Below are 24,857 nucleotides of genomic sequence, written 5' to 3' on the forward strand. Positions count from 1 at the left end.
ACGCAAGCATTAACACCGGCGGCGACGTTCGGATCTCGTAACGATGGACGCCTACGTCGCGGTGGAAGGTGGCCAGGTGATCGAGGCACGTGGTCGCGTTCCGGGAGTCACGAACGGGGAAGTGGTGTTTACGACCGCCTACACGGGCTATGAAGAGAGCCTGACGGATCCCTCCTACGCCGAGCAGATCCTCACGTTCTCGTACCCGCTGATCGGGAACTACGGCGTCCGGGAGGAGCGCTTCGAGTCCGATCGGGTCCAACCCAAGGCAGTCGTCTCGCGCGAGCTCACCGACGACGTCGTCGAGTGGCTCGACGAAGAGGACGTCCCCGCCGTCGACCACATCGACACGCGCGACCTCGTCGTGGACATCCGCGAGGAGGGCGCGATGGAGTGTGGCATCGCGGTCGGCGACGACGTCACGCCCCAGGACGCACTCGACGCCCTCGAGGACTGCGTCCCGATGAGCGACCACACCGACATCGGCGCACAGGTCTCGATCGACGAGCCAGTCACGTACAACGCCGACGGCGAGGGTGCGGAGGTCGCACTCGTCGACTGCGGCGCGAAGGGCTCGATCCAGAAGTCCCTGGTCCAGCGCGGCGCGACGGTCCACGTCCTCCCCTACGACGCCACGATCGAGGACGTCGACGCGATCGACCCCGACCTGCTGTTCATCTCGAACGGCCCCGGCGACCCCGTGAACTTCGACGCCGCGATCGAGCTCGTCGACGCGGCCCTCGATCAGTACCCCATCGCCGGCATCTGCCTCGGCCAGCAGATCGTCGCCGAGGCGCTCGGCGGCGAGACCGAGAAGATGGCCTTCGGCCACCGCGGCGTGAACCAGCCCGTCATGGACCTCCGGACGGACCAGGTCGTCATGACGACCCAGAACCACGGCTACAGCGTCGCCGAGCCCGGCGACGTCCTCGAGGTCACGCAGATCAACGTCAACGACGACACCCCTGAGGGGCTCGAATCCGGCGAACACGACATCATCACTCGCCAGTACCACCCCGAAGCGCATCCCGGCCCCCACGACTCGCTTTCCTTCTTCGACGACGTGCTCGGGATGACCGACGCCGCGCCGGCCGACTCCGCGGCCGTCGCCGACGACTGACGGAAACCACCGCCGTTTCTCGACCTCGGCCGACTCGTCCGATCAGTTGTGCATCCCTCCTCACGCCGTCCTCCCATCAGGAGTGATCCTGATTTCGTCACGACCGCCCGTTTTTCTACTCCCGGAGCGTCGTCGCTCGAAGGGCTCACACGTACTGGAGTAAATCCCTCGGAAACACCGGCAGGGAACGCCGACTGCCGGGAGACTCAAGGGTGCGGTAGCGGACGTTCGAGTGAACGATGACCGAGATCCTGCTCGCCGGCGAGTCGTGGTCGTCGACCTCTCTTCTCGTGAAAGGTCGGGACGTGTCGATGGGGACGGACTATACGGAGCCCGCGGACCGTCTCGTCGAGGCTCTCGAATCGATTGGCGCGTCCGTCACGCACCAGCCAGCCGACGTCGCGTTGCGAGAGTTCCCCAGGAGCAAAGCCGCCCTCGATCAGTACGATCTCGTCTTGCTGTCGGACATCGGCGCCCAGACCCTGCTTCTCACGCCGCAGGTCTCCGCCGGCGAGACGGACGTGAACCGCTGCAAGCTCCTCGGTGAGTGGGTCGCCGATGGCGGCGCGCTCGGGATGCTCGGCGGCTACACGAGCTTCGCCGGCGAGCACGGCGCGGCGGGCTACGCCCGCACCGAACTCGCGGACGTCCTGCCCGTCGAGATCGCCCACCACGACGACCGGGTGGAGACGCCCGAGGGCGCGACGCCGGTGAATCGCGGGATCGAGGAGCTTCCCGAGGAGTGGCCCCACGTGCTGGGCTACAACGCCCTGACCGCCGACGCCGACGCCCAGGTGCTCGCGACCGTCCGCGAGGATCCGCTGGTGGTCGTCGGCGACCACGGCGAGGGGACGACGCTCGCGTACGCGACCGACTGTGCACCCCACTGGGCGCCCGAGGCGTTCCTCGAGTGGGAACACCTGCCGAAACTCTGGGACGCGCTGCTGGATCGGCTGGTCTGAATCGATTCGGCGCTGGACGAAGGCGCCGCTGCGAACTCGGTGCCGCTGCAGACTCGGCGCCGCTGCGGACTCGACGCCACGTTTTTCGACGACTCCGCCGAACGAACGGCCATGGAGTTCCGCGTGCTACAGGGCGACATCGCAGCACAGTCCGCGGACGCGCTCGTCAACGCCGCGGGAACGAGCCTCCAGATGGGCAGCGGCGTCGCCGGCGCGCTCCGCCGCGGCGCGAACGGCCAAATCAACGAGGCGGCCGTCGAGCAGGGGCCCGTCGATCTCGGCGGCGTCGCGGTCACCGACGCGTTCGATCTCGATGCGGAGTACGTGATCCACGCTGCGGCGATGCCCCACTACGGCGACGGGCAGGCGACCGAACGGAGCATCCGCGACGCGACCCGGAACGCGCTGGAGCGCGCCGAGGAACTCGACTGCGAGTCGATCGTACTCCCCGCGCTGGGCTGTGGCGTTGCAGGCTTCGATTTGGAGGATGGCGTCCGGATCATCGCCGGCGTCGTCGACGGCTGGGAGCCGACGAGTCTCGCGGACGCTCGACTGATCGCCTACAGCGACGAGGAGTACGCGGCGATGCGACGCGCCGCTGGGGAGTTCGACGGGTTTCGCGAGTGAGGCTCCGCGCGAGTTGCCCGCGATGGAGGTGTTCTGGAAACGGTGACGCGCCGGCCGACCTGCACCGCGATTACTCGACGGTGTTGCCCTGGTCGTCGACGACCGTCGGTCCGTCGTCGGTGGCGCCGTCCGTGGACGCGGCGGCGGTTTCCGCTCCGTCCGCCTCGGCTGTTGTGCCGTCGTCGGCTGCCTTCGAATCCTCTCCCACCGGTTCGGCCTCGTCGATCGCGGCCTCGGCAAGCAGCTGCTCGACGTCGATGCCGTGCTCTTCGGCGATCGCCTCCAGCAGCACGCGCTGTTTCTCGCTCTCGACTTCCAGCGCGTCGAGTCGTTGCGTGGACTCGTCGACCGACTCCTCGACGTTGATCATCCGCTGCTGGAGGTCCTTGATCTGCTCGAAGAGCTTCTCCGCCGTGTCCGCGAGCTTCTGAATCTTCTTCGCGGTGCCGCCCAGTGCCATGGGTTCCCGTCCGTGATCGAGGGTTGAGGGTCTTCCGGTCGCAGTCGCGTCCCCAGCAGACACGGTCACTGCCCGGGCGGCCCCACTACTGGGGCCGGGGCCGCTACGCCGAACGTCGCGCTTAAGCGCCCGTCGACCCCAGTCGTCGGTATGGACTGGCAGCGGCTCCCCGCGGCGGTCGGGACCGTCGTTTCGCTGCTCGCGGCACTGGTGATCCTGGTGCCGTACCTCCTTCCCGAGGCCAGCGCGCAGTCGATCGCGACGTACTACGACTTCGGGCTGGTGAGCGGGCTGACCGTCCTGATCGTGGCGTTCGTGACGGCGGTGATCTTCGCGTCGGGCCAGCGCGGCCGCGCGGACCCGGCCACCGCTGCCGGGGCGGCGCTGGGCCTCGGGGTCGTGGGAACGGCGCTCGCGGCGACGTGGGCGCTGGCGGTGCCACTCGACGTCGTCCTCGGGATCACCGCCGAGGAGTGGTTCGAGTTCCATCGCTGGGCGGTCGTCGGGAGCTCCGCCGCAGTGGCGCTGTGTGGCGTCTGGTACGCCTACGCGCTCCGATTGTTCTGAGTGCGTGGCTCGATGCGAATCGCCCCCGTTGCGTGTGTCGATTTCCCTCCCTGCGCTCCGAAAGGTACTTCCCCTACAGGGGGAAAGGATGGAATGGACTAGGCCGGGCAGCTAGGCCCTGCTCCCCGCCCGCGAAATGGTCTTCAGCGGGGGCCGAACGCCCGGGGCGTCTGGTCACCCCCGACCGGGCCCCGGAAGCCGACGTCGAAGCCTCGTCCGTCGGGGACGACGGTCCGCGGCGATCGCCTGCAGGGGCGAGCCGTCGCGGTTAACCGGTGGCAGCCGTCAGGCGCGGAAGCGAGCAGCGGACCGCCGGACAGTCGTCGCTCGCCGGGTCGCGGGGTGGAGGAGGCGACCGGGCTGACCCGGACGGGAACGATCGGGCAACTCGGGCCGTCCACCCATTCATCTCGGTATTACGTTCGACAGTGAGCGAATGCCCCGGACTGGTGACGGTCGCGGGGATTATTCAGTGAATAGCAACCTCCGGAGTAGCCTCGAAAGCCCTCGACGTGCTCGCGGCCGTTCGGCGACATATCGCGCCGCTCTCCGCACCGCCCGCGGCGCGATAGGGGCCGCCGAACGACCAAGGCAAGCGCGAGCCCGCCTCGCCCTTTCATTCCGCCAGGAATGGCGGCTGCTCAGTGGGCTTCCACCCACACCCTGCCTGGTGGACTGAAAGGGCGAACCCGGTTCGCGCGTCGCTGAGCGGCCCCTATCCGAGCGAGCAATGCGAGCGAGGATATGTCGCTCAGCGGCCGCGAGCGGGTGAGGGCTTTCACCCGCCTTGCGGTCGGGCCTCTGATAGTTCCGGAAGTAGCGCGCGTAGAAGGCCCTGCGCAGATTCGCACCCGATTTCCATCACGAACACCCTGCCCACCACTCCCACGGAACGAACGCCGTTAAGTGCCGACACCGCCACGATTCGCGCATGGAACCACGGGACCTGTCCTCGCACGCGGCGTACGTCCCCGGCGAGGGCATCGAGGAGGTGGCCCGCGAACTCGGCGTCGATCCCGACTCGCTGATCAAACTCGCCTCGAACGAGAACCCGCTCGGCCCGCCAGAGGCGTCCGTCGACGCGCTCCGCGAGCACGCCGATCGGATCAGCGCCTACCCGACCTCGGCGCACTCGGACCTCACGAACGCCATCGCCGAGCGCTGGGGCCTCGACGACGAGCAGGTCTGGCTCTCCGCGGGCGCCGACGGCGCGATCGATCTCCTCCACCGCGCGACGATCGAACCCGACCAGTCGATTCTCGCCCCCGAACCGGGCTTCGCCTACTACCCGATGAGCGCCCGCTACCACCACGGCGAGGTGGCGACGTATCCGGTCGCGAAGGCCGCCGACTTCCAGGTCACGCCCGAGACCGTCCTCGACGCCTACGACGGCGAGCGGGTCGTCTACCTGACGAGCCCGCACAATCCCACGGGCGCGACGATCGATCTCAACGACGTCGAGGCGATCGCCGACCGCACGGGCGAGGACGCGCTGGTCGTCGTCGACGAGGCCTACGGCGAGTTCGCCGACGTCGAGAGCGCCCGGACGCTCCTCAAGGATCGCGACGACGTCGCCGTCCTCCGGACGTTCTCGAAGGCCTACGGGCTCGCGGGGCTCCGGCTGGGCTACGCGCTCGTCCCCGAGGAGTGGGCGGACGCCTACGCGAAGGTCAACACGCCCTTCGCGGTCAGCGAACTGGCCTGCCGGGCCGGCCTCGCCGCGATGGAGACCGACGACCACGTCGAGCGCTCCGTCGAGACCGTCGCCTGGGCACGCGAGTACATGGCCGAGAATCTCGACGCGCCAACGTGGGAGAGCGGGGGGAACTTCCTCCTCGTCGAGGTCGGCGACGCCACCGAGGTCGCGGAGGCGCTCAAGCACGAGGGCGTCATCGTCCGGGACTGCACGAGCTTCGGGCTCCCCGAGTGCATCCGGATCACCTGTGGCACCGAAGGGGGGACGAAAGCCGCCGTCGAGGCGGTGAACGGGGTGCTCGATCGCCGATCCGAGAACGAGGCCGAGGCCGCCACCGAGCGATGAGGGTCGCCGTCACCGGCACGCCCGGTACGGGCAAGACCAGTGCCGTCGAAGCGCTCGAATCGGGCGACTCCGACGACACAGCAGGTCCCAGCGTGCCGATGGATCTCGACGTGATCCACCTCAACGAGCTGATCGAACCCGAGGGGCTCTACGAGGAGCTCGACAAAGAACGGGACAGCTACGTCGTCGACTTCGAGGCCATCACCGAGTATCTCGACGGCCAGGACGACGTACTCGTCGAATCACATCTCGCCCACCACCTCGACGTGGACCGGGTGATCGTCCTGCGCTGTGCACCGGCGGAACTCGAACGCCGACTGGAGGAGCGCGGCGAAGCGAACCCCGAGAAGGCCGAGTCTGCAGCGAGCATCGCGGAGAACGCCGAGAGCGAGGCCCTCGACGTGATCCTCGCGGAAGCGGTCGACCGCCACGGCCGCGACGCCGTCTACGAGATCGAGACGACGGACCGCTCGCCCGCCGAGGTCGCCGCCGAGATCAGGGCCGCGATCGTCGGCGATCGAGAGCCCAGTGCGGGCACCGTCGACTACACGGATTACTTCTGAGGACCGATCGCGGCGGTGCGGCGGCAGATCCGCAGTGCCGGCCGCAGCTCACTTCGGCGTCGCGACGACCGCGAGATGGTCGTCGTGGAACGGCTCCAGCCGCTCGGTCGCCAGGATCTCGTAGCCCTCCTCGAGGTCGGCGAGTACGTCTTCGAACACGTCGGCGGGCTCGGCGGTGACGTCCTCGCTCCGGGCCTTGATCGCGGCGACGAGCCGGCCGTCCTCGGCCAGGAACTGCCTGTTCTCCAGTGCGACCCGGGCCTGCCCGCGCGTCGCGACGTCCTGGATTAGCGCGTCGAGGTCGGACTCGACGACGTGGGCATAGTGCTCGGGCTTTCGGGCATCCTTCAACAGTGGGAAGAGCCGGTCGCGATCCTCGGCGACGGAGAGGAGATCACGGGCGGGCCGCGCGGCGAACTCGACGGCGTAGGTGGGCCCGGCGAAGTCCGCGACGTGGCTGACCGTCGTCCCGCTGGCCGCGCCGAGATAGAGAACGGCGTCGCCGCCGGCCAGCCCCGTGTCGATGCCCTTCTCGAGCATCGCGCCGAGCTTCGACCGCCGGGCGTCCCAGGCGCGCCACTCGCCGTCGGTCGGCTCGCCGTAGACCGTCGGCCCGCGGGTCGCGAGCCGTTCCTCGTCGTCGAACGTGCGACGCTCGACGCCGTCGGGGAGGCTCATTGTCCCTCACCTCCGTCGGGGTCCGCGGCGTCGTCGCTCGCGCCACTGCCACTGCCGCCGTCCCCATCCCCGGTCCGGGCGCGAATCCGCTCCATACGCCCTTCGAGCTGCTCGTCGAGTTCGGGCTTGCGCTCGCCGGAGTAGTGGTCTACTCTGGCCGCGAGGGTGAGCTTCCCGGCGAGCGCGCGGGCGGCCGATCCCCGGTGCTCGCGCGCGGTGCCGCGGACGTACTCGTGGGTGAAGATCACGCCGTGTTTCGGCGAGGGGCCCTGCCCGCGGAGGTGTGCGAAGAGGGCGTCTTCCGCGCCGAGGACCTGCACGGTGCTCGAAGGTGACTTCGCGAGGTCGCCGAGTCCGCCAGCGAGCGCTATCAGTCGCGCGGCGAGCACCGGCCCCGCGAGCGCTGCGAGATTGGGCGCGACCTCCGGCGCAGCGCGTTCGATCTCCCCGCGGAGTTCCTCGCCCTCGTCGTCGAGGTCCGCGACGCGCTGGGCGAGCCCGACGAGCCGACGCTCTCCCGGATCCGCTTCCTCGACATCCCGGTTCGAAATCCGCCGTGCGAAGCCGACGCCGCTGCCGGACTCGTCGAGACGGCTGCCGGCCCACTCCGCGACGCGCTCGGCGAGCTCGTTGGCGGTCCGGTTGCAGTCGTCCATCGCCCGCACGAGGTGGGCGAGCTGCTGGTCGTCGGCGCGCTCGGCGGCCTGCACGTCGGCGCGCGTGGCGGCGATGGTCGCGTCGCGGAGCAAGTCGTAGTACGCGCCCTCGTCGTCGACGACGCCAGCGTCGATCGCTGCTGCCGGCCAGTCGGCAGATTCCTCGGCGCTCCCCTCCCGGATTCGCTTCGCAGCCGCGTCGCGATCACCATCGTCCAGGCCGGCGAACCAGCCCGATCCGGCCGTCTCGTCGCTCATACCCCGTCTTTACACCGGGGGTCGCTTATGCGTTCGCGATGCGACCGCGAGCCCCGTGAGTCGAAACCGCCGTGTTCGCGGATCGTGCAGTCACTCGGCAGAATCGTCGGCGTCGGCATCGGCAGCGTCGGCAGCGTCGGCAGCGTCGACAGCGTCTGCAGTGTCTGCAGCTTCCGCGTCGGCAGCGTCCGGATCCACGCTCTCCGCCGCAGCGGTGGGCCGCTGTACGACGAGTACCGGGCCGACGGTCGCGGCCGCGACGCGCTCCTCGAACTCGCCGAGGACGACGGAGGACAGCGACGGCGAGCGCTCGCCGAGGACGACCGCGTCGTGGCCCGGAACCGCGTCGACGAGCGCGTCCAGCGGCGAGTCGTCGACGGCTGTGACCGCGACGACGTCGACGCCGGCGTCCGCGAGCGCGTCGGCGACGGCCTCGATCCGGCCGGGGTCGGCGGTCTCATCCTCGGTCGCCGAGAGCAGTGTTACCTCGATCGGTCGATCGGCCGCGACCGCCTCGACGAACGCGGTGATCCGGTCGAGCGCGACGTCGCCCGACAGCGAGACGAGCAGGCGCGTCACCTCGCCGGTGGTGCCGGTGATCGCGACCGCATCGGCACCGACCTCGTCGACGACGCGGTCCACGGACTGTTCGCGGTCGTGGGTGAACACGAGTCGGTAGTCGGCGTCACCCCCCGCAGCTTGAAACTCCTCGACGAGGTCCTCGAGCGCGGCCGTCGCGCGATCGCCGAACTGTTCTTGCATCTGCTCGGGTGTGGTCTGCTCGGGGACGACGTGGTAGCCGAGGACGGTCACGTCAGCAGTCGCGAGGAGACCGGCGAGCCCCGAGGAGATTGCGTCGTTCTCCAGAATCTCGATCGGCACGACGACGCGGGGCACGGCTCAGAGCACCCCCTTGAGCTCGACGTCCCGCGCGTAGTAGCCGTACCAGCCTGCGGTCGCGAGCATGATCGCCACGCCGATGAGTTGGGAGGCCAGCTGCATGAAACCGATCATCGCGAAGCTCCCGAGCGCGCCCACGATCGGCACGACCGGATAGCCCGGCACGCGGAACGACGGATCGTACCACTCGGGCTCGTCGCGGCGCAACGCGAGCAGCGCCACGCAGAGCAGGCCGTACATCACGAGGTGGAGGAAGGAGGCCACCTCCGCGAGCACCGTCACCTGCCCCGTCGCGGTCAGGACGAGGATCGGGCCACCGGCGAGCCCCAGCGCGACGTGGGGCGTGCCGAAGCGGAGATTGATCCGGCTCGCCCACTTGGGGATGATCTCGTCACGGGAGACGGCGTAGACTGCCCGCGAGGTGCTGAGGATCGACGCGTTCGCACTCGACATCGTCGCGAGCAGTCCACCCAGCAGGATCGCGATCGCGCCGGCGGCCCCCAGGTAGTGTCGTCCGACCTCGACCATCGCGGTCTCGCCCAGCTCCGCGAGCCGCGCGCTGCCGAACGCGCTTGTTGCGACGAACACAGTCGCGACGTAGAGCACGCCGACGATCACCACCGATCCGACCATCGCGAGCGGGAGGTTCCGCCCGGGCGCTTTCATCTCGCCGGCGACGGTCGCGACCTGGGCGAACCCGAGGTAGGAGGTGAACACGAGCGCCGCCGTCGAAATGATCGGCATGGTGCCGAAGGGCGCGAACGTCTCGGGCGTGCTCGACTGGCCCGTGATCCCGACGGCGTCCACGATCCCGGCGCCGAGGAAGACCACGAGCAGGGACAGCAGTAGTGCGACGACGCCGTTCTGGAGCTTCGCCGCGTTCTCGGTCCCGGTGACGTTCAGCAGGGTCAACCCCACACCGAACACGAGCGCGATCGGCACCACCAGCCCGGCGTCGAGCACGATCCCGATCTCGGCGAACGAGTCGATCGCGTAGTAGCCGAAGCCGACGAGATAGAACGCGGTCGCGAAGACCAGCCCCAGCCAGAGGGAGAGCCCGACGATCGACCCGGCCAGCGTGCCGAGCCCCCGGGAGATGAAGTAGTAACCACCGCCGCTACGGGGCATCGCCGTCGCCAGCTCGGAGGCCGGTAGCGCGACGAGTAGTGCCACGACCGCGCCGATCGCGAACGAGGCAGCGGCAGCGGGCCCGGCCTCGCCCGCGGCGATCCCGGGGAAGACGAAGATGCCCGCGCCGATCATCGTCCCGATACCGATCGAGAGCCCACCGCTGAGTCCGATCGTTCGCTCGAGTTCGCCCTCCTTCGTGTACGTCGCCTCGTCCGTCTCCGCCACGTCGTCCGGATCGGTTACCGCGTCTGGACCGCTCGCCGCACCGGGACCGCTCGCCGCGTCGAGATCGGCGTTCCCGTCGTTCCCCGGCGACCCGCCCGTCGCGTCGCGATCGGGCTCCGTCATCGGCCGGCGGTTCACGCGGGAGACTGAAGTGTGTTCTCACGGTTCACGGACCGCGCCCGTTTCCGAGACGGTCTCGACGGCCACGGTGACGCGATCGGCGGCATCGGCGACAGGATCGACGGCGCCGGCGACGGACTCGCCGGTCCACGGTCCTCGCTACCACACCGACGAGCGTGGAAACCCTTATGCACGCGCTGGCACCCACAACGGGTATGAACGAGCGGGAGCTGCTCGACCTGCTGCTGGCCGACGCGCGTCGATCGACGGAGGACCTCGCGCGGATGCTCGACGCCGACGAGGCAGCGGTCGAGGACGCCATCGAAGGCCTCGAGGAGAGTGGCGTCATTGGCGGCTACCAGGCGGTCGTCGACTGGGGCGAGGTCGACGAGGAGCGCGTCGTGGCGCTCGTGGAACTCAACGTCACGCTCGACCGGGAGACCAGCTACGCCGACATCGCCGAGCGGCTCGCACGCTTTCCCGAAGTCCAGACGCTCCAGTTGGTCTCGGGGGACTACGACTTCGACATGCGCGTCGAGGGCGACTCGATGCGCGAAGTCTCCCGCTTCATCAGCGACAAGGTCGCCCCCGTCCCGGAGATCACGCAGACGGTCACCCACTACGTCATGGACACGTACAAGGACCGCGGCGTGGACTTCGGCGACGGCGACGACGACGATCGCCTCTCCGTCTCGCCATGAGCGATCGGGAGCGATCCTCCGGCGAGGAGCGAGCGGAGCCCGCTGAAGCGACGTCGGGCCAGCCAGCCGGCCAGCCGGCGGACGAGCCAGCCGACGAGCCAGCGGACCACCAGTTCTCGATCTCCCAGCGCGTCCGGGAGACGCCGCCGTCGGGCATCCGCCGCTTCTTCGAGCTCGCGGAGGAGGCCGAGGACGTCATCTCGCTTGGGGTCGGGGAGCCGGACTTCTCCGCGCCCTGGGCAGCCCGCGACGCGGCGATCCATTCCCTCGAACGCGGGCAGACCTCCTATACCGCGAACCGCGGAAAGCGGGAGCTCCGCGAGGAGATCGCGAGCCACGTCGACGACGCCTACGACCTCCGGTACGATCCCGAGGATGAGATCCTCGTCACCACCGGCGTCAGCGAGGCGGTCGACGTCGCGCTCCGCGCCGTCGTCGATCCCGGTGACACCGTCGCAGTCCCGGACCCGACCTACGTCTCCTACGAACCGGGCGTGAACTTCGCCGGCGGTGAAGTCTGTGCGATCCCCACCGGCCAGGACGACTTCCGGCTGACCCCCGAGGCCATGGCCGAGGCCGGCGCCGACGAGGCCGACGTCCTCCTCTACTGCTACCCGAACAACCCCACCGGCGCGATCATGCCGGAGACGGAGCTCCGGGCCGTCGCCGAGTTCTGCCGCGAGCACGATCTCGTCGTCCTCGCCGACGAGATCTACGCCGACCTCACCTACGGCCAGGAGCACGTCTCGATCGCGACCCTGCCCGGGATGCGCGAGCGGACGGTCGTGTTCAACGGCTTCTCGAAGGCCCACGCGATGACGGGGCTACGACTCGGCTACGCCATGGGCCCCGCCGACGTGATCGGCGCGCTCAACCGAATCCACCAGTACACGATGCTCTCGGCGCCGACGACCGCCCAGCACGCGGCGATCGAGGCGCTCCGGAACTGCGGCGACGAGGTCGAGGAGATGGTCGAGGAGTACGACCGCCGCCGGCGGTTCGTCCTCTCGCGGTTCGAGGAGCTCGGGATGGACTGCTTCGAAGCCAAGGGCGCCTTCTACGTGTTCCCGGAGGTGCCCGGCGGCGACGCGGAGTCGTTCGCGGAGGATCTGCTGACCGAGGCCGGCGTGGCGGCCGTCCCCGGCGACGTGTTCGGCGAGGGCGGCGCTGGCCACCTGCGAGTCTCCTACGCGACCGGGCTCGACGAGCTAAAGGAGGCGACGAACCGGATCGAGACGTTCCTCGAGTAGCTGGCCGCCCCAACGGGGCCGTCGCAGTGGTGCTCAGCGGCCGAAGATCGTCGACGTGATCCGCCCGACGAGTCCCGGCTCCGCCTCGGTCTCCGGGTCGGCGTCGGTCTCGTCGGTGCCGGCATCGCCAACGGAGTCGTCCCCGGTGGCCGCGTCGGTCGCCGTGGATTCGCGCCCCTCGGTCGAGTCGCCGCTCGATCGGGCTGGCTCGACGCCACCAGCGGCTGCCAGCGGCCCGTCGGCCGCCGCGGGATCCGCGGACGCGGCATCGGCCGCAGCGGACGCGTCAGCCGCCGCGTCTTCGGCGCCGTCCTGGCTGGCCGGTGACGACTTCGGAGCCTGCGCCGGAGCCCGCGCTGGCGTCGTCGGTCCGTCGACGGTCTCGGTGCCGCGGTGGAGTTCGGCGTCCTCCTCGAGGAGCGCGTCGCCGAGGCCGTCGTCCGCCTCGCTCTCCTCGGCGGTCGCTGGGGCATCGGCTGAGCCGTCTTCGGCGGACGTGGGAGCGTCGATTTGGTCGTCTTCGGCAGTCGCAGGGGCGTCGATCTGGTCGTCCTCGGCGGCCTCGTCCTGGGTCGCGGATTCCGCGTCCCGCTCCCCGTCCGCTGGGTCGCTCTCGAGTTCCGTACGTCCGTCCGCGCCCACCTCGGTGGGACCGGATGGCGTCGGCGTCGTCGGTTCGGGCGGGGTTGGCGCCGACTCGGCGTCGGTGGCAGCCGTCGGCTCGGAGTCTGAAGAAGCATCGGCAGGAGGCGCTGGCTCCGGATCGGTGGAGGACGGCGGTTCGGCGTCGTCCGGCGATGCGGGCTCCACGTCGGCCGGTGCTGCCGGGTCGGGGGCGTCGGCGGACGTCGCGCCGGTCGCTGTCGTCGGTGTCGCTGGCTCCTCGGAGGCGTCGTCGGCGTGGCCGTCGGCTGGTCGATCGGACTCGTCCGGGTCGTCTACACCGGAGGCATCCGGCGCAGCCTCGGACTGGGTGGACGGCTCGGCGTCGGCCAGCGCCGGCGGAACGTCCTCGGCGTCGGCGAGTACCGCGTCCGGATCGGCGCCGTCCTCCTCGGCGGCGATCGCCTCGAAGTCGCTGTCGCCGGTCGCACGCGAGAGGATGTCGTCGGCGCTGGTCGAGGAGACGGTCCGCGTCGGGCCCCCGGTGAGCCCGTTCGGCGTGGTGGTAGCGTCGTCGGACGATGCGCTGGCGTCGGAGAGCGAATCGGTGGACTCTGACATGGTTCGTGGGGTCGAATCGGTGGAGCGATGGGTCGCTGGGGCAGGACTGTCGGCGGCCGCGGTGCTGTCGGCAGCCCCGGTGCTGTCGGAGGCCGCAATGCCGTCAGCGGCCGCGGTGTCGCTGGCGCCTGCCGCGGTGTCGTCGTCACTCGCCGACTCGAGCTGTTCGAACACCTCGTCGATGCCGTTCGTCGAGACGGTGCGTCGCGGGCCCCCGCTGACGGTCGTCGAGGACGCGGCAGCCAGCGCGTCGTCGTCTTCGATCGTGTGCGTGCTCGGGCCGCTGTCGGCGAGCGCCGCCTCGATCGACTCGGCGTCGTCGGCGTCTGTCCCCACGACGGGGTCGCCGATGGCGTCGCCGCCGGCGGTGGGGTCGGCTGCGTCGTTGGTGGGCGCGTCGGCTGCGTCGTTGGCGGGCGCGTCTGCCGCGGAGGAGCCGGCGGGATCGAAGTGCGCGTCGTCCGGTGCCACAGCGGCCTCGGCCCCGGACGCCGAGTCGGCGTCGTCGCGTTCGATGGCCGCGTCGGGGACGAGCAGCGGATCGTCGTAGGGCTGGATCCGCGGGCCGTAGCTCGCCGCGAGCGCGTCGAGGTCGCGGGACTCGGCGACGAGGTGGCGGCCGTCGAGCAGTTCGACGAGTTCGACCGGCGTGCCCTCGAGGAGGAGCGACTCGATGGCAGTTTCGACGGACGCCGGGTCGGCCGCAGTCGACGCGCGATCGACGTCGCCGGTGACGAGGTCGATAGCGACGAGGTCGAGGTCGGCGTCGTCCGCGCTCGCCGGCTCGCAGTCGAGCCGGACGCCGAAGCGACCGAAGGCAGCGGCCAGCCGGTCGCCGTCGTCGGGAGCGAGTCCGTCCCGGAGATCGAGCAGGCGGCCGACGCCGGCAAGCGCGGCGAGGAGATCGGCGGTTGGCGCGCCGCGGTCGCCGTCGATCGCGACGCGGAGGGGCGTCTCCGGGCCGGCGTCGTGGTGCCGGCGGAGGGCGGCGTCGGAGACGTCGAGCGTCCGGAGGACGTCGAGGTACGTGTCCGTCGTGCGATCCGGTGAGCGGGGCATGACGTGGTCTAGCTACGGATCCCACGCATAAAATTTTTACTTGAAAATATCTACAACAAACGTCTGACGCGCCGGGACGGCCGGATCGGCGCTGGTGCGTCGTGGTCCCGGGATCGGAACCCGAGAGACGCAGCGGCTGCGACGGAGCGCCACGCACCGCCGGTGGCCGGGAGGGGAGGCGACGCAGTTCCGGTTCGGAATCGCGCCCTTTTTGCCCCGGACGGCGGTAGCGATCGTATGAGCTACGAGGAGGACGACGCAGTTGTCCTGCACGACGAGCACAGCGAGTACGACGGCCAGCAGGGGACGGTCACGCAGATCGTCGATACGATGTTCGGCGACGCGAACTACACCGTCAGCTTCGAGGACGGCCAGGAGACCGGCGTTCCCGAGGACAACCTCGAGGCCGCCGAGGACGTCGACGAGGAGAGCGACGACGCGGACGACGCCGACGAGGAGTAAGTCGATGGCGAGCGTCCCGTTCCACTACGTGGACCTGCGGACGTTCGTCTACGCCACGGAGCACGAGCAACGCGTCGAGGACGCCCTCCGACTGTTCCTGCCCGAGGATACCGAACTCGAACGACAGGAGACGACCGGGCACCACGGGGATCGCATCCTCGTCCTCTCGACGCGACTCGAGTCGGCAGACGACGTCCGGCACGTGCTCTCCGTCGTGGCCGAGAGCGACGACTTCGGCACCCTCGAGAGCGAACTCGACGACCGCGTCACCGAGAACTGCGAGCTGTTCGTCAGTCTCGACAAGCAGGCGGCCTTCGGCGGCGAGGCCCGCCTCGGGGACGGAATGACGCTCCGTGCCAAGGTCGAGGCATACCCGGCCAAGCGCGAGGCTGCCGTCGAGAACGCCGCGGAGGCGCTCGCGCAGTTCGAGGCCTCGGACTGACGGCGGCTGGCGTCCCCGCGCGATCCCAACGATCGCGTACGGCCACGGCTCGACCGCGCCGATCGGTCGAGCGATCGCAACGTATCTTCTCGATAGCAGTTGTGCGTCTGGAGCGATGGAGGGGTGACCGCTGGCGTTCTCCAGACGAAACGGCTGCCGTCCGAGCGCCGTTAGTGGATCGTCGAAATCGGCTGCATACGGACAGATCCCCTCGATCTCGATGGAGCGTGACAGGTGGACACAATGCTTATGCTGATTCCTCTCGTCATGTGTATCGTTACCACGAAACACGTGGAGAGATCATCCTCATGAACGAGTGTCCCTACTGCGGTTCCGACCTGCTCGGCAACGGCACCGTCCGGCAAACGCGATCCAGCGGCGCGAGGAAGTCCGGGAACCCCGGCGCGAAGGAAACGGGCGCGTCGCTCGTCTCCTGCCCCGACTGCGACGGCGTCATCGACGGCTACTCGCCGCACTGACGCCTGGGCACCGTCGATGCGGACCGTCTCGGTTCGACGTTCGAGAGCGACTGGATTCCCCAGTAGTCGAATCGATCGTAGAACAGCGTTCGTCGAGGCGGACCTGTACCGTCCCTACCGGACCACGGTCACTGGCACTGGGGAGCGCCGGACGATCGTCTCCGCGACGCTGCCGAGGAGGAGGCGCGCGACGCCGGTCCGGCCGTGGCTGCCAGTGACGACCTGGTCGACGTCGTACTCTTCGGCGTACTCGACGATCGACGGGCCGGGGCGGCCGACGACCTGCGCGGTGACGATTTCGCGATCGCCGGCCCGCTCTTCGGCCTCGGCGAGGATCCGTTCGGCCTCCGCGGTGGCTTCCTCGTGCCAGCCGTCGGCGACGGCGGGCATCTCCTCCGTCGAGGCGTAGGTCGCCTCCGCGGGATCGAGCACCGTGACGACGTGGAGTTCGGCGTCGGGGAACTCCGCCAGCGCGTGGTCGAGTGCGGCGTGGGCCTGTTTCGAACCGTCGTACGCGACGAGGATGCGCTTCATACCCGAAGAATGGGTCGCCGGCGGGATAAAACCAGGCGCCGGCTCCGGGATCGCGGGAGTGGGGCGGCGAACGCGACCGACAGAACGGCCCCGGACCGCGACACGCCGTCCGCCGCCGTCCTACTCGTGTTTCACGAGGCAGTGATCGAGGCCGACGAGCTCGACGGGCTCTGAGTTGTCCGGCGAGTAGACGACCATCTGGCCCTGCTCCATGTAAGGGACCTTCTGCTCCAGCGCGGTCGGGATGTTCACCGCCGAGATGGCGTCGTCGTCGCCGAGATTGAGGACGACGGTGGAGTTGATCTGCTTGAAGACGGCGTCGTCGATGTCCTGGGGGTCCTGGGTGACGAGAAACAGGCCCAGGCGCTCCTTGCGGCCCTGCTTGGCCGCGTCGGTGAACTTCCCGATGACGTGGCGGGCCTGCACGCTCTCGGCGTCGGTGAGGTAGTTGTGCGCTTCGTCCATCCCGACGACCAGCGGCGTCTCCTTGATCCGGTCGTAGGTCGGATCGCTCGAGAGCTTCTCGTCGACGAGCAGGCTCGCGACGGCGAGCACGACGACCTCCGCGGCGCGGGAATCGGAGATGTGGTAGGTCGGCACCACGGAGAGTCCGCCCGGCCGGACGAGGTCCCGGACCTGATCGGTGATCGGACGGGCGTCCTGATCGAAGACGTGGCCGAAGCCGCGGATGCGCCGGAAGACGGCGTCGAAGGTGGCCTCGTGGACGCGGCCGGACTCGTCGAGCTCCTCCCGGAGCGCGGGGTCGTCCATGAAGCTCTCGAACTGGTCGTAGGTGCCATCGCTCCCGTACTGGTCGAAGAATCGATCGAGCAGCTCGTAGAGCGCCTGGTACTGGTTGTCGTTGAGCCCGCTGCCCGCGACCAGCCAGGGGTTGCCCCGCACCATCGAGAAGGGGATCGTGAACTCCACCTGCTCGGCGCGGTGGCCGCCGCCCTCGTAGCTCGCCGCCCCGACCTTCGGCACGAACGCGAGCGTGTCGTCGTGGCCGCCGTGAGCGACGCCCTCACGCTCGTACTGCCGCGCAGCCTCGGTGCCCAGATCGGGGTTGTCGTCGTGGAGCTGTGCGTACTCGTCCTGGGGGTCGAACTGCACGACGGCGGCCTGAACTGATCGACCGTCGCCCATCGGGTAGGTCCGCTCTTCGGCGAGCACCTGCCGGAGGACGTTCTTCGCGGCGTGGGTCTTCCCGGAGCCCGTGCCGCCCGCGACCAGCGTGTGCCGGAAGAGCAGCGGATCGCCGGCGTCGTAATCGTCGTCGAGTCGGTAGTCGATCGTCGGCGGGGTCGCGGCCGTTTTGACGCGCTCGCCGCCGACGGCGAGGTGGCCGAGGAAGATGCCGTCGCCCGGGATCTTGAGCCCGGTCTTGATCTCGTCGGCGTCCGCGGCGCGGTGGACGGTGGCCTCGGGCTTGGGCACGCGGTCGGTCGCGCGGCGTTTTTGCTCGACATCTCCGTCGCCGTCGCCGCTGCCGTCGCCAGAACCGTCGCCAGAACCGTCGCCATCCTCGTAGATGACCGCGATCGGGTCCAGTTCGGCGAGGAACTTGTAGTCGGTCTCGTCGATCGATCCGTCGCGCATCGCGCGGCGAGCCCGGAGCTCCGTGGCGTCGTCGCTCTGGAACTCCTGGGCGTACTCCAATCCCGCCACACGGCAGAACAGCCGTTCGCCGTCGGGATAGGGAACCAGGACGTACGTGCCCACGCGAACGTCGGATCGGTTCGGCGCTGTCACGTAGGCCTGTAGCTGCGTCTCGTCGCCCGTTTCGTCGATCCGGAGTCCGCGGGACGTCGAGAGGATGCCGAGTCCATCGACGCGCTCGGGCGCCGCGCCGTCGGCGGACTGGAAGGTGAGCCTCTCGTCGGCGTCAGTCGCAGCCCCGCCGGCAGCGCCGTCGTCCGCCGGCTGGGACGTGGCCGGCGCGTCGCCGTCGACTGCTCCGTCCTCGACAGCGTCCCCCGACGGACCGTCCTCGTCTGAGGAGTCGTCCTCGTCGGGATCGTACTCGGTGAAGTCGTCGAGGGCCATATCCGCCACTTGCGAGCCGGATGCAAAGACGTTTCCATGGGGTTCCCACCGACCGCCCGACTGGGGCCGTTCCTGCCACAGTCTCACGAACGATCAGAAGGGACACCTTGAAGGGCGATTCTCCCTTGGGGAAGTGTATGGCAGACGCCCAGACCGTCGATCTTTCCTACGAGGACGGGGCACGGGCGGTGGAGCTCGCCCGAGAGGCCGTGGAACTCTACGTCAAGAACGGCCAGCGAGAACAGCCCGGCAGCATGCGCGACGCCTTCTACCAGCGCACCGGCGCGTTCGTCCGGCTCGAATCGACCCGCGGCCGCGGCAGTCTCCGTGGCTGCGCCGGGGGGTACGAGGCCAGCGAACGGCTCGGCCACGTGATCGTCGACGCCGCCATCGAGGCGGCCTCCGGCGACTCCGCGGGCTCGGAGGTCTCCCCGCCGGAGCTCTCGAACCTCACCGTCTCCGTCTGTGCGGTGACCAACGTCCTGCTCACGGACGACCCGCTCGCCGACCTCGAACTCGGCACCCACGGCGTCGCCGTCGACGCCGGTGCCGAGCACTGCTGGCTCTACCCGACGGTGCCACTCCAGCAGCGCTGGACCGAAGAAGAGTACCTCCAGCGAACCTGCCGGAAGGCGGGGCTCCCGCCGAACGCCTGGCAGCAAGAGGACGTCGTCGTCACGCTCTTCGAGGGCGAGGTCTTCCGCGAGCGCGAGGCCGAGGGCAGCGTCGAGCAGCTATAGCGGCAGGGTTCTGGCAGTCCGTCGCGATCGTACCACACCCGAGCAACGCTCAGAGGATTCGCTCGCCGAGCGCGCTCGCGACGAGTTCGCAGGCCAGCTCCGCGGTCTCGTTGTGCGAGTCCAGCACCGGATTGACCTCGACGACCTCCAGCGACCGCGTCGGCGTGTCCGCGGCGGCGACCCGCTCCAGCGCGGCGTGGGCCTCGCGGTAGGTCACGCCGCCACGCTCTGGCGTCCCGACGCCCGGCGCCTCCTTCGGATCGAGCCAGTCCATGTCGAGGCTGACGTGCAGGCCGTCGGCGCCGTCGCTGGCACTCGCCAGCGCGTCCTCGACGACGTCGACGATCCCCCGCTCGTCGATATCGGACATCGGATACGCCGACACCGGCGAATCGCGGATCGCCTCGCGTTCCGCCGGATCGAGGTTCCGGAGGCCGACGAGCGCGACCCGCTCGGGGGCGAGGCCGGGAGCCTGCGCCCACGGCAGATCGCCGAACTCGTCCAGCCCCAGTGCGGCGGCGAGAGACATCCCGTGGACGTTGCCCGAGGGGGTCGTCGTGGGCGTGTTGAAATCGCCGTGGGCGTCGAACCAGACGACGCCGATCTCGGCGTCGCGAGCTGCGCCGGCCATCGAACCGATGGCGATCGAGTGGTCGCCGCCGAGGACGAGTGGGAGCTCGCCGTCTGTGCAGACTCCAGCCACGACGTCGGCGAGTCGCTCGGAGACGTCCGCGACCTCCGAGAGGAACTTCGCGCGGTCGTTCATCGGCGCGCGGTCGGGGTCAGTGCTCTCCGCGCGGACCACCGAGAGGTCGCCGTCGTCGATGCAGTCGGCGTCGGCGCGTGCGATCGCGTCGGCGAGCCCGGCGTAGCGGATCGCGGAGGGGCCCATGTCGACGCCGCGGCGGTTCGCGCCGTAGTCCGTCGGGACGCCGAGGATCCGCACCGATCGGTCCATATCGTTCGTGGGATTCGAAGCGATGCGTGATAGTGGTTGGTGCAGTCGCGAGGCGGTGATGCTGGGGAACGATTGGACAGGGCCGCCCAGCATCCACTTCGAAAGCCCTCGCCCATTCATTCCGCCAGGGCTGTGGTTTGATCGGTCGGCTGATTCCGGCGGTTGGCCCCTCGTCGTAGCCGGCGGCTGGCCGGATCGTCGCGGAAAAATGTGGAATCGCACGCGGACGTCGGTCGTACAGCCGGCTACTGCACGTCGTTGTAGATCTCCGAGAACTCGTAGGGAGCCTGCGAGATCCCGCTACAGGTCGCGGAGACCGTGCCGCCGGGACAGCCGCCATTGTCGCGGTCGATCGACCAGAAGGAGACGAGCCCGACGCCCTTGTCCTCCACGAAGGTCGAGACCGCCTCGGCCGCGGCCAGGGAGTGCTCGCCGCCGACGTTGTTCGTGCCGATCATCGGCGTGATCCCGACCATGCCCCAGGCCTCCTCGCTGGAGATACCCAGGATACTCATCAGGTCGGAGTGGGTGCCGTTGGCGGAGTCCTTGACCGTGGCCGCCGTCGGCTCGACCCAGCCGTAGTTCATCGTCATGACGTTGACGTACTGCAGGTCGACGCCGGCGTCGCGTGCGCTCTCGACGACGTAGGTGCCGTGGCTGGTGAGACCGGTCGTCCGACAGCGCAGCGTGTAGGACACCTTCAGCTCCGGGCGTTCGGACTGTAGCTCCGCGAGCGCCTGGTTGCGCCGATCGACGGCGTCCTGGTCCACCGACTCGATGTCGAAGTCGAGGTGGGTGACGCCGTAGGTGTCCATCACGGTCTCGTACTCCGATTTGATTTTCGCGACGTCGGTCGCGTCCTGTGCGATCATCGTCCCGACCGCGCCGCCGAAGGAGACGATCACCTCGCCGCCGGCGTCCTGGTAGGCCTGGATTTCCGGAGCCAGCCCGAAGTCGCCGACGAGCTGGTCCGGCGCGCCGTCCCACGCGGCGTTGCCGTTGCCGTCCGAGAGGACGAACGCCAGGGTGAACGCGTCGTTGTCCGCCTGGTTGTAGTGGTCGACCAGGCTCGTCCCCGGCTGGGTCGTCATGTGGCAGTAGGGCGCGAACGTCGTGTCGCCCGAGCCACCGCCGCCGGTGCTCGATTCGACGGACACGGTGGTCGAATTCGTGTCCGTCGCCCCGTCGTCGTCGGTCACTGTGAGCGTGACCGTGTGGTCGCCGGCGGAGCCGAAGCTGTGCGTGACCGACTGGCCCGACGCCGAAGCGCCGTCACCCAACGCCCAGGAGTAGGACGCGATCGAGCCGTCGGCGTCCGAGGAGTCCGCCGCGTCGAAGGTGGTCGACTGGCCTGGCTCCGGCGAGGACGGCGCGACGGTGAAGGAGGCGCTCGGTGCCTGATTCGACGTGCCGCTCGACACCGAGACGGTCTGCGAAGCGGTGGCCGTCGCCCCGTCGTCGTCGGTCACCGTCAGCGTCACCGTGTAGTCGCCGGCGGAGCCGAAGCTGTGCGTGACCGACTGGCCCGACGCCGAGGCGCCGTCGCCGAACGCCCAGCTGTACGAGGCGATCGAGCCGTCGGCGTCGGAAGAGCCCGACGCGTCGAAGTCGACGCTCTCGCCTGGGGACGGCGTCGAAATGCTCGTCGTGAACGACGCCGTTGGCGCCGTGTTGCCACCGCCGCCGGAGCCGCAGTCGCCGACGTAGTTCCAGTAGGCGCTCGAGCGGGACGGCTCCGCGTTCCGGGAGTTGACCGCTACCTCCCAGAGCGCGTTCACGCCGTCCGCGTCCGGGTGCTGGACGCGGTCGCTGCCAGCGTACAGCGTCGTCTCGTCCCACTGGGGGACGCCGCTGCAGTCCGCTGCACTCGCCGTCGTACTCGCGCCAACCGCTAGCGCGGAGAGTGCCGATGCCTTGCGTAGTACGCTCCGTCTGTTGAGGTCCATGTGTCGTGTACTGTGTGGTCGATCGATCGGTGTGCGTGCTGTTCGACGTCGGTCGCTCCGCTCCGGTCGGGCGAGCGGCTGCGTCGCAGTCCCAGGGACTGGAACGCCGGCCGGCTCGCGTCGAGCGAGAGGGAGCGGCTGCCCGGGGCGCTCAGAGCAGTCCGTTACTGAGCTCGCCGAGCAGGTGGTGCTCGACGGAGTCGTGAGAGAGCGCCCAGATCATCGTGCCGCCGTAGTCGGTCCCGGCCAGCCAGCTCGCCCGGGTGGCGACGGAGTCCGGCGTCGGGTGGCTGATCATCAGGGAGTCGTCCTGATTGTAGCTCCAGGCAGCGTTCGCGGTGTCGTCGTAGCTGGTCGTCCAGGCCGACGACGAGAGGTCGACCTGGCTGGTCGCACGCGCCGTGCCGACCGTCGAGAGGTCCCAGTAGTCGTAGATGCCACTCGAGGACGTGTCCGGCGGGAACGAGCCCTCGCCGGTGCCAGTGAAGTTCTGGAACAGCCCGTCGTCCGTGCCGTTGCCGAGGCCGCCACTCGGCGGCTGGACGCTGGCGAAACTGCGGCCGTAGAACGGCGTCGCCATGTTCAGCTGGCCGGGGTCCCAGCCCTGATCGACCCACCAGGACATCGCGTGGTCGACGTTGTACGTGTCGGCCTTGCTCGAGGGGTCGTTCGGGTTCTGGAAGAGCGGCGAGGCGTGGCCGGTGTAGTCGCTGAACCCGCCGCGCATGTCGAAGGTCATCACGGAGACGAAGTCGAACAGGTTCGAGAGCGTGCCGTGCTCCAGCCCCTGGGCCTTCGCCGGATCCGCGACCACCGCCGCGGTCAGCTTGTAGTCCTTGCCGTCCTCGGCGCCCGCGGCGTCGAGCGCGTCGCGGCATGCCTGGATGAGCTTCGTGAACCGCTCCTGGTCGCCCTCGCGAACGGTGTTGTCGGGGTGGCCGCCACCGCCGGGATACTCCCAGTCGATGTCGACGCCGTCGACGCCGGCTTCGCGGACGATCCGCACGCACTCGTCGGCGAACTTCTGCCGGCTCGACTCGTTCAGGGCGACGTCCGAGAAGTTCTCGGAGTCGCTCCAGCCGCCGATCGAGATCAGGCAAGTGACGTCCGTGTTCGCGGAGATGTCGCCGAACGTCGTGACGTCGTGCCAGGACTGCGGGAAGAGGTACTTCTGTGCGCTCGTCCCGCCGAGCCCGGAGATGGTGCCGTCCGGCTCGGGCGCCATGAACGCGTACTGCAGGTGAGTGACCTGATCGGTCGGGATGTCGGCGGGCACGTACTCGCGATCGTACTGCGCCCACTGCATCCAGTAGCCGACGATGCGGTTGTCGGTGGTGCCGCCGCCACCGGAGCCGGATTCGACGGTCACCGTCGTCGCGTTCGTATCGGTCGCGCCGTCGTCGTCGGTCACGGTGAGCGACACCGTGTAGTCGCCGGTGGAGCCGAAGCTATAGGAGACGCTCTCGCCGGCCGCCGTGGAGCCGTCTCCCAGGTCCCAGTCGTAGGACGCGATCGAGCCGTCGGCGTCCGAGGAATCGGCCGCGTCGAACGTGACCGACTCGCCTGGATCGGGCGCTGACGGCGAGACGGTGAACGACGCGTCGGGTGCGGCGTTGCCGCTGGAGACCGAAACGGTCGTGGAATCGGTGGCCGTGGCACCTGCGTCGTCGGTGACAGTCAGGGTGACCGTGTAGTCCCCGCTGCTCGCGTAGCTGTGACTGGTCGTCGCGCCGCTCCCGGTGGAGCCGTCGCCGAACGCCCAGTCGTAGGAGCTGATCGACCCGTCGGGATCGGCCGAGCCGCTCGCGTCGAAGGTGACGTCCTGGCCGGGATCGGGCGTGCTCACGTCGGTGGTGAACGTGGCGGTCGGCGACTCGTTGCCGCCACCGCCGCCGGAGCCGCAGTCGCCGACGTAATCCCAGTAGGCGCTCGACCGAGACGGCTCCGCGTTCCGGGAGGCGATCGCCGCTTCCCAGAGCGCGTTCACGCCGTCGCCGTCCGGATGGGCGACCTGGTCGCCCGTCTCGTACAGCGTCGTCGCGTCCCAGTCGGGGGCGTCGCTACAGGTGGCTGCGGATGCGACTCCGCTCGCGCCGACCGCGAGTGCGGAGAGTGCCGATGCTTTGCGTAGGATGCTGCGTCGTGTTTCGTTCATGGGGTGATCGATGGTCGCGTTGGTCGCAGTGTCTGGTCCGCCGACGGCGTGGTCGCCACTGTCGAGCACCACTCCACCGGATCCCCCGCCGCGTACCCCTCGTCGGCCGGCAGCGTTCGCCTGCGCCGACCGGCGTGGTGTGGTAGCGTGTGGCAGCTTCGTCGTCGGCGACTGTGCCACATCCACCCACGGAACAAAATTTCTTTGGTTACCAACCATATTTAAAACATAAAATTACTTCGTCACGTAGTAATTTTGAATTCGGTCGCCTGCTCCGGATGTAGCGAAATATTTCGCGTTCGTCTCACGAGTGTGTCAGAGATCCTCTACTATGATTGATAGATTTGGCAATGGTGATCGGCACTACTACCGACGGCACAGATTCTACTCAAATATCCATCACATCATACGATAGTCATAATCTCTGCAGAGTAGCACTAAATCGGTGCGGAGCGGAGTTACACCGGCTCGGTGTTCCTCGGAAGGAGTGAGCACGACCCGACGCTTGATCGCCGTCACCGGGCCCGCCAAAAGCGTGTACCGTCCGTCTCGC

The 24,857-nt window shown here is 69.1% G+C and carries 23 protein-coding genes and 1 other RNA gene; 13 read left to right on the plus strand and 11 right to left on the minus strand.

Going from position 1 to position 24,857, the window contains the following annotated elements; translation table 11 throughout:
- Positions 1-43 precede the first annotated feature (43 nt).
- The 3 genes from carA (at position 44) to ACZ5KP_RS05140 (ending at position 2,709) form a co-directional block, all read left to right on the plus strand.
- Entirely contained in the window at positions 44-1,120 is a 1,077-nt protein-coding gene (gene carA, locus ACZ5KP_RS05130; protein ID WP_460920604.1) for a glutamine-hydrolyzing carbamoyl-phosphate synthase small subunit, read from the plus strand.
- Between the two features lie 239 nt (positions 1,121-1,359).
- Positions 1,360-2,082 (plus strand): glutamine amidotransferase, encoded by a 723-nt coding sequence (locus ACZ5KP_RS05135; RefSeq protein WP_460920606.1) that lies wholly within the window; start codon positions 1,360-1,362, stop codon positions 2,080-2,082.
- Between the two features lie 111 nt (positions 2,083-2,193).
- On the plus strand, positions 2,194-2,709 hold the full coding sequence (locus ACZ5KP_RS05140; RefSeq protein WP_460920608.1) for a macro domain-containing protein: 516 nt from the start codon (positions 2,194-2,196) through the stop codon (positions 2,707-2,709).
- A 70-nt stretch (positions 2,710-2,779) separates the two neighbouring features.
- On the opposite strand, the gene ACZ5KP_RS05145 is transcribed toward ACZ5KP_RS05140, so the two are convergent.
- A complete protein-coding gene (locus ACZ5KP_RS05145) occupies positions 2,780-3,169 on the minus strand; it encodes a DUF5798 family protein (protein ID WP_460920610.1) in 390 nt (129 codons plus the stop codon).
- A gap of 150 nt (positions 3,170-3,319) precedes the next feature.
- Here ACZ5KP_RS05145 and ACZ5KP_RS05150 point away from each other — a divergent pair, with 150 nt between their 5' ends.
- The 4 genes from ACZ5KP_RS05150 (at position 3,320) to ACZ5KP_RS05165 (ending at position 6,340) form a co-directional block, all read left to right on the plus strand.
- Positions 3,320-3,736 (plus strand): DUF7548 family protein, encoded by a 417-nt coding sequence (locus ACZ5KP_RS05150; RefSeq protein ID WP_460920612.1) that lies wholly within the window; start codon positions 3,320-3,322, stop codon positions 3,734-3,736.
- A 91-nt stretch (positions 3,737-3,827) separates the two neighbouring features.
- An RNA gene (ffs, locus tag ACZ5KP_RS05155) (signal recognition particle sRNA) lies at positions 3,828-4,139 on the plus strand.
- A gap of 528 nt (positions 4,140-4,667) precedes the next feature.
- Complete coding sequence (gene hisC, locus ACZ5KP_RS05160; RefSeq protein WP_460920614.1) at positions 4,668-5,777, plus strand: histidinol-phosphate transaminase; 1,110 nt, start codon at positions 4,668-4,670, stop codon at positions 5,775-5,777.
- Complete coding sequence (locus tag ACZ5KP_RS05165; protein WP_460920616.1) at positions 5,774-6,340, plus strand: adenylate kinase family protein; 567 nt, start codon at positions 5,774-5,776, stop codon at positions 6,338-6,340. Before hisC ends, ACZ5KP_RS05165 begins: the two co-directional genes overlap by 4 nt.
- A gap of 48 nt (positions 6,341-6,388) precedes the next feature.
- On the opposite strand, the gene ACZ5KP_RS05170 is transcribed toward ACZ5KP_RS05165, so the two are convergent.
- From ACZ5KP_RS05170 to ACZ5KP_RS05185, 4 genes are all read right to left on the minus strand, one after another.
- Entirely contained in the window at positions 6,389-7,018 is a 630-nt protein-coding gene (locus tag ACZ5KP_RS05170) for a fibrillarin-like rRNA/tRNA 2'-O-methyltransferase (protein ID WP_460920618.1), read from the minus strand.
- The gene (locus ACZ5KP_RS05175; protein ID WP_460920620.1) at positions 7,015-7,932 is read right to left on the minus strand and encodes an NOP5/NOP56 family protein; all 918 of its coding nucleotides are present in this window, start codon (positions 7,930-7,932) and stop codon (positions 7,015-7,017) included. The genes ACZ5KP_RS05170 and ACZ5KP_RS05175 overlap by 4 nt, the downstream gene beginning before the upstream one ends.
- A gap of 90 nt (positions 7,933-8,022) precedes the next feature.
- Positions 8,023-8,829: a universal stress protein gene (locus ACZ5KP_RS05180; protein ID WP_460920622.1), complete on the minus strand. Its 807-nt coding sequence runs from the start codon at positions 8,827-8,829 to the stop codon at positions 8,023-8,025.
- 3 nt (positions 8,830-8,832) lie between these two features.
- A complete protein-coding gene (locus tag ACZ5KP_RS05185) occupies positions 8,833-10,311 on the minus strand; it encodes an APC family permease (protein ID WP_460920624.1) in 1,479 nt (492 codons plus the stop codon).
- Positions 10,312-10,523: 212 nt separating this feature from the next.
- Between ACZ5KP_RS05185 and ACZ5KP_RS05190 the strand changes: the two genes are divergently transcribed.
- Together ACZ5KP_RS05190 and ACZ5KP_RS05195 are read left to right on the plus strand one after the other, a co-directional pair.
- Positions 10,524-11,009, plus strand: coding sequence for an Lrp/AsnC family transcriptional regulator (locus ACZ5KP_RS05190; RefSeq protein ID WP_460920626.1), 486 nt, complete (start codon positions 10,524-10,526; stop codon positions 11,007-11,009).
- Positions 11,006-12,259 carry a pyridoxal phosphate-dependent aminotransferase gene (locus ACZ5KP_RS05195; protein WP_460920628.1) on the plus strand — a complete coding sequence of 418 codons (1,254 nt, stop codon included), beginning with the start codon at positions 11,006-11,008 and terminating at the stop codon, positions 12,257-12,259. Before ACZ5KP_RS05190 ends, ACZ5KP_RS05195 begins: the two co-directional genes overlap by 4 nt.
- A 33-nt stretch (positions 12,260-12,292) precedes the next feature.
- On the opposite strand, the gene ACZ5KP_RS05200 is transcribed toward ACZ5KP_RS05195, so the two are convergent.
- The gene (locus ACZ5KP_RS05200) at positions 12,293-14,542 is read right to left on the minus strand and encodes an MSCRAMM family adhesin (protein WP_460920630.1); all 2,250 of its coding nucleotides are present in this window, start codon (positions 14,540-14,542) and stop codon (positions 12,293-12,295) included.
- Between the two features lie 237 nt (positions 14,543-14,779).
- Here ACZ5KP_RS05200 and ACZ5KP_RS05205 point away from each other — a divergent pair, with 237 nt between their 5' ends.
- The 3 genes from ACZ5KP_RS05205 to ACZ5KP_RS05215 all read left to right on the plus strand — a co-directional run bounded on the left by ACZ5KP_RS05205 (position 14,780) and on the right by ACZ5KP_RS05215 (position 15,925).
- Complete coding sequence (locus ACZ5KP_RS05205; protein ID WP_460920632.1) at positions 14,780-15,004, plus strand: DUF1918 domain-containing protein; 225 nt, start codon at positions 14,780-14,782, stop codon at positions 15,002-15,004.
- Positions 15,005-15,008: 4 nt separating this feature from the next.
- Positions 15,009-15,446 carry an RNA-binding protein gene (locus ACZ5KP_RS05210; RefSeq protein WP_460920634.1) on the plus strand — a complete coding sequence of 146 codons (438 nt, stop codon included), beginning with the start codon at positions 15,009-15,011 and terminating at the stop codon, positions 15,444-15,446.
- 308 nt (positions 15,447-15,754) lie between these two features.
- Positions 15,755-15,925 carry a hypothetical protein gene (locus ACZ5KP_RS05215; RefSeq protein WP_460920636.1) on the plus strand — a complete coding sequence of 57 codons (171 nt, stop codon included), beginning with the start codon at positions 15,755-15,757 and terminating at the stop codon, positions 15,923-15,925.
- A gap of 114 nt (positions 15,926-16,039) precedes the next feature.
- Here ACZ5KP_RS05215 and ACZ5KP_RS05220 read toward each other — a convergent pair whose 3' ends face one another.
- Both ACZ5KP_RS05220 and ACZ5KP_RS05225 read right to left on the minus strand, forming a co-directional pair.
- A complete protein-coding gene (locus ACZ5KP_RS05220; protein WP_460920638.1) occupies positions 16,040-16,459 on the minus strand; it encodes a universal stress protein in 420 nt (139 codons plus the stop codon).
- A 120-nt stretch (positions 16,460-16,579) separates the two neighbouring features.
- Complete coding sequence (locus ACZ5KP_RS05225) at positions 16,580-18,505, minus strand: ATP-binding protein (RefSeq protein ID WP_460920640.1); 1,926 nt, start codon at positions 18,503-18,505, stop codon at positions 16,580-16,582.
- A gap of 137 nt (positions 18,506-18,642) precedes the next feature.
- Between ACZ5KP_RS05225 and ACZ5KP_RS05230 the strand changes: the two genes are divergently transcribed.
- Complete coding sequence (locus ACZ5KP_RS05230) at positions 18,643-19,245, plus strand: TIGR00296 family protein (RefSeq protein WP_460920642.1); 603 nt, start codon at positions 18,643-18,645, stop codon at positions 19,243-19,245.
- Positions 19,246-19,294: 49 nt separating this feature from the next.
- Here ACZ5KP_RS05230 and rocF read toward each other — a convergent pair whose 3' ends face one another.
- The 3 genes from rocF to ACZ5KP_RS05245 all read right to left on the minus strand — a co-directional run bounded on the left by rocF (position 19,295) and on the right by ACZ5KP_RS05245 (position 24,304).
- On the minus strand, positions 19,295-20,203 hold the full coding sequence (gene rocF, locus ACZ5KP_RS05235; RefSeq protein ID WP_460920644.1) for an arginase: 909 nt from the start codon (positions 20,201-20,203) through the stop codon (positions 19,295-19,297).
- 245 nt (positions 20,204-20,448) lie between these two features.
- Positions 20,449-22,149 (minus strand): PKD domain-containing protein, encoded by a 1,701-nt coding sequence (locus tag ACZ5KP_RS05240; RefSeq protein WP_460920646.1) that lies wholly within the window; start codon positions 22,147-22,149, stop codon positions 20,449-20,451.
- Between the two features lie 151 nt (positions 22,150-22,300).
- Entirely contained in the window at positions 22,301-24,304 is a 2,004-nt protein-coding gene (locus ACZ5KP_RS05245) for a glycosyl hydrolase family 18 protein (RefSeq protein WP_460920648.1), read from the minus strand.
- Positions 24,305-24,857 lie beyond the last annotated feature (553 nt).

It is taken from the genome of Salinarchaeum chitinilyticum, from assembly GCF_055390775.1.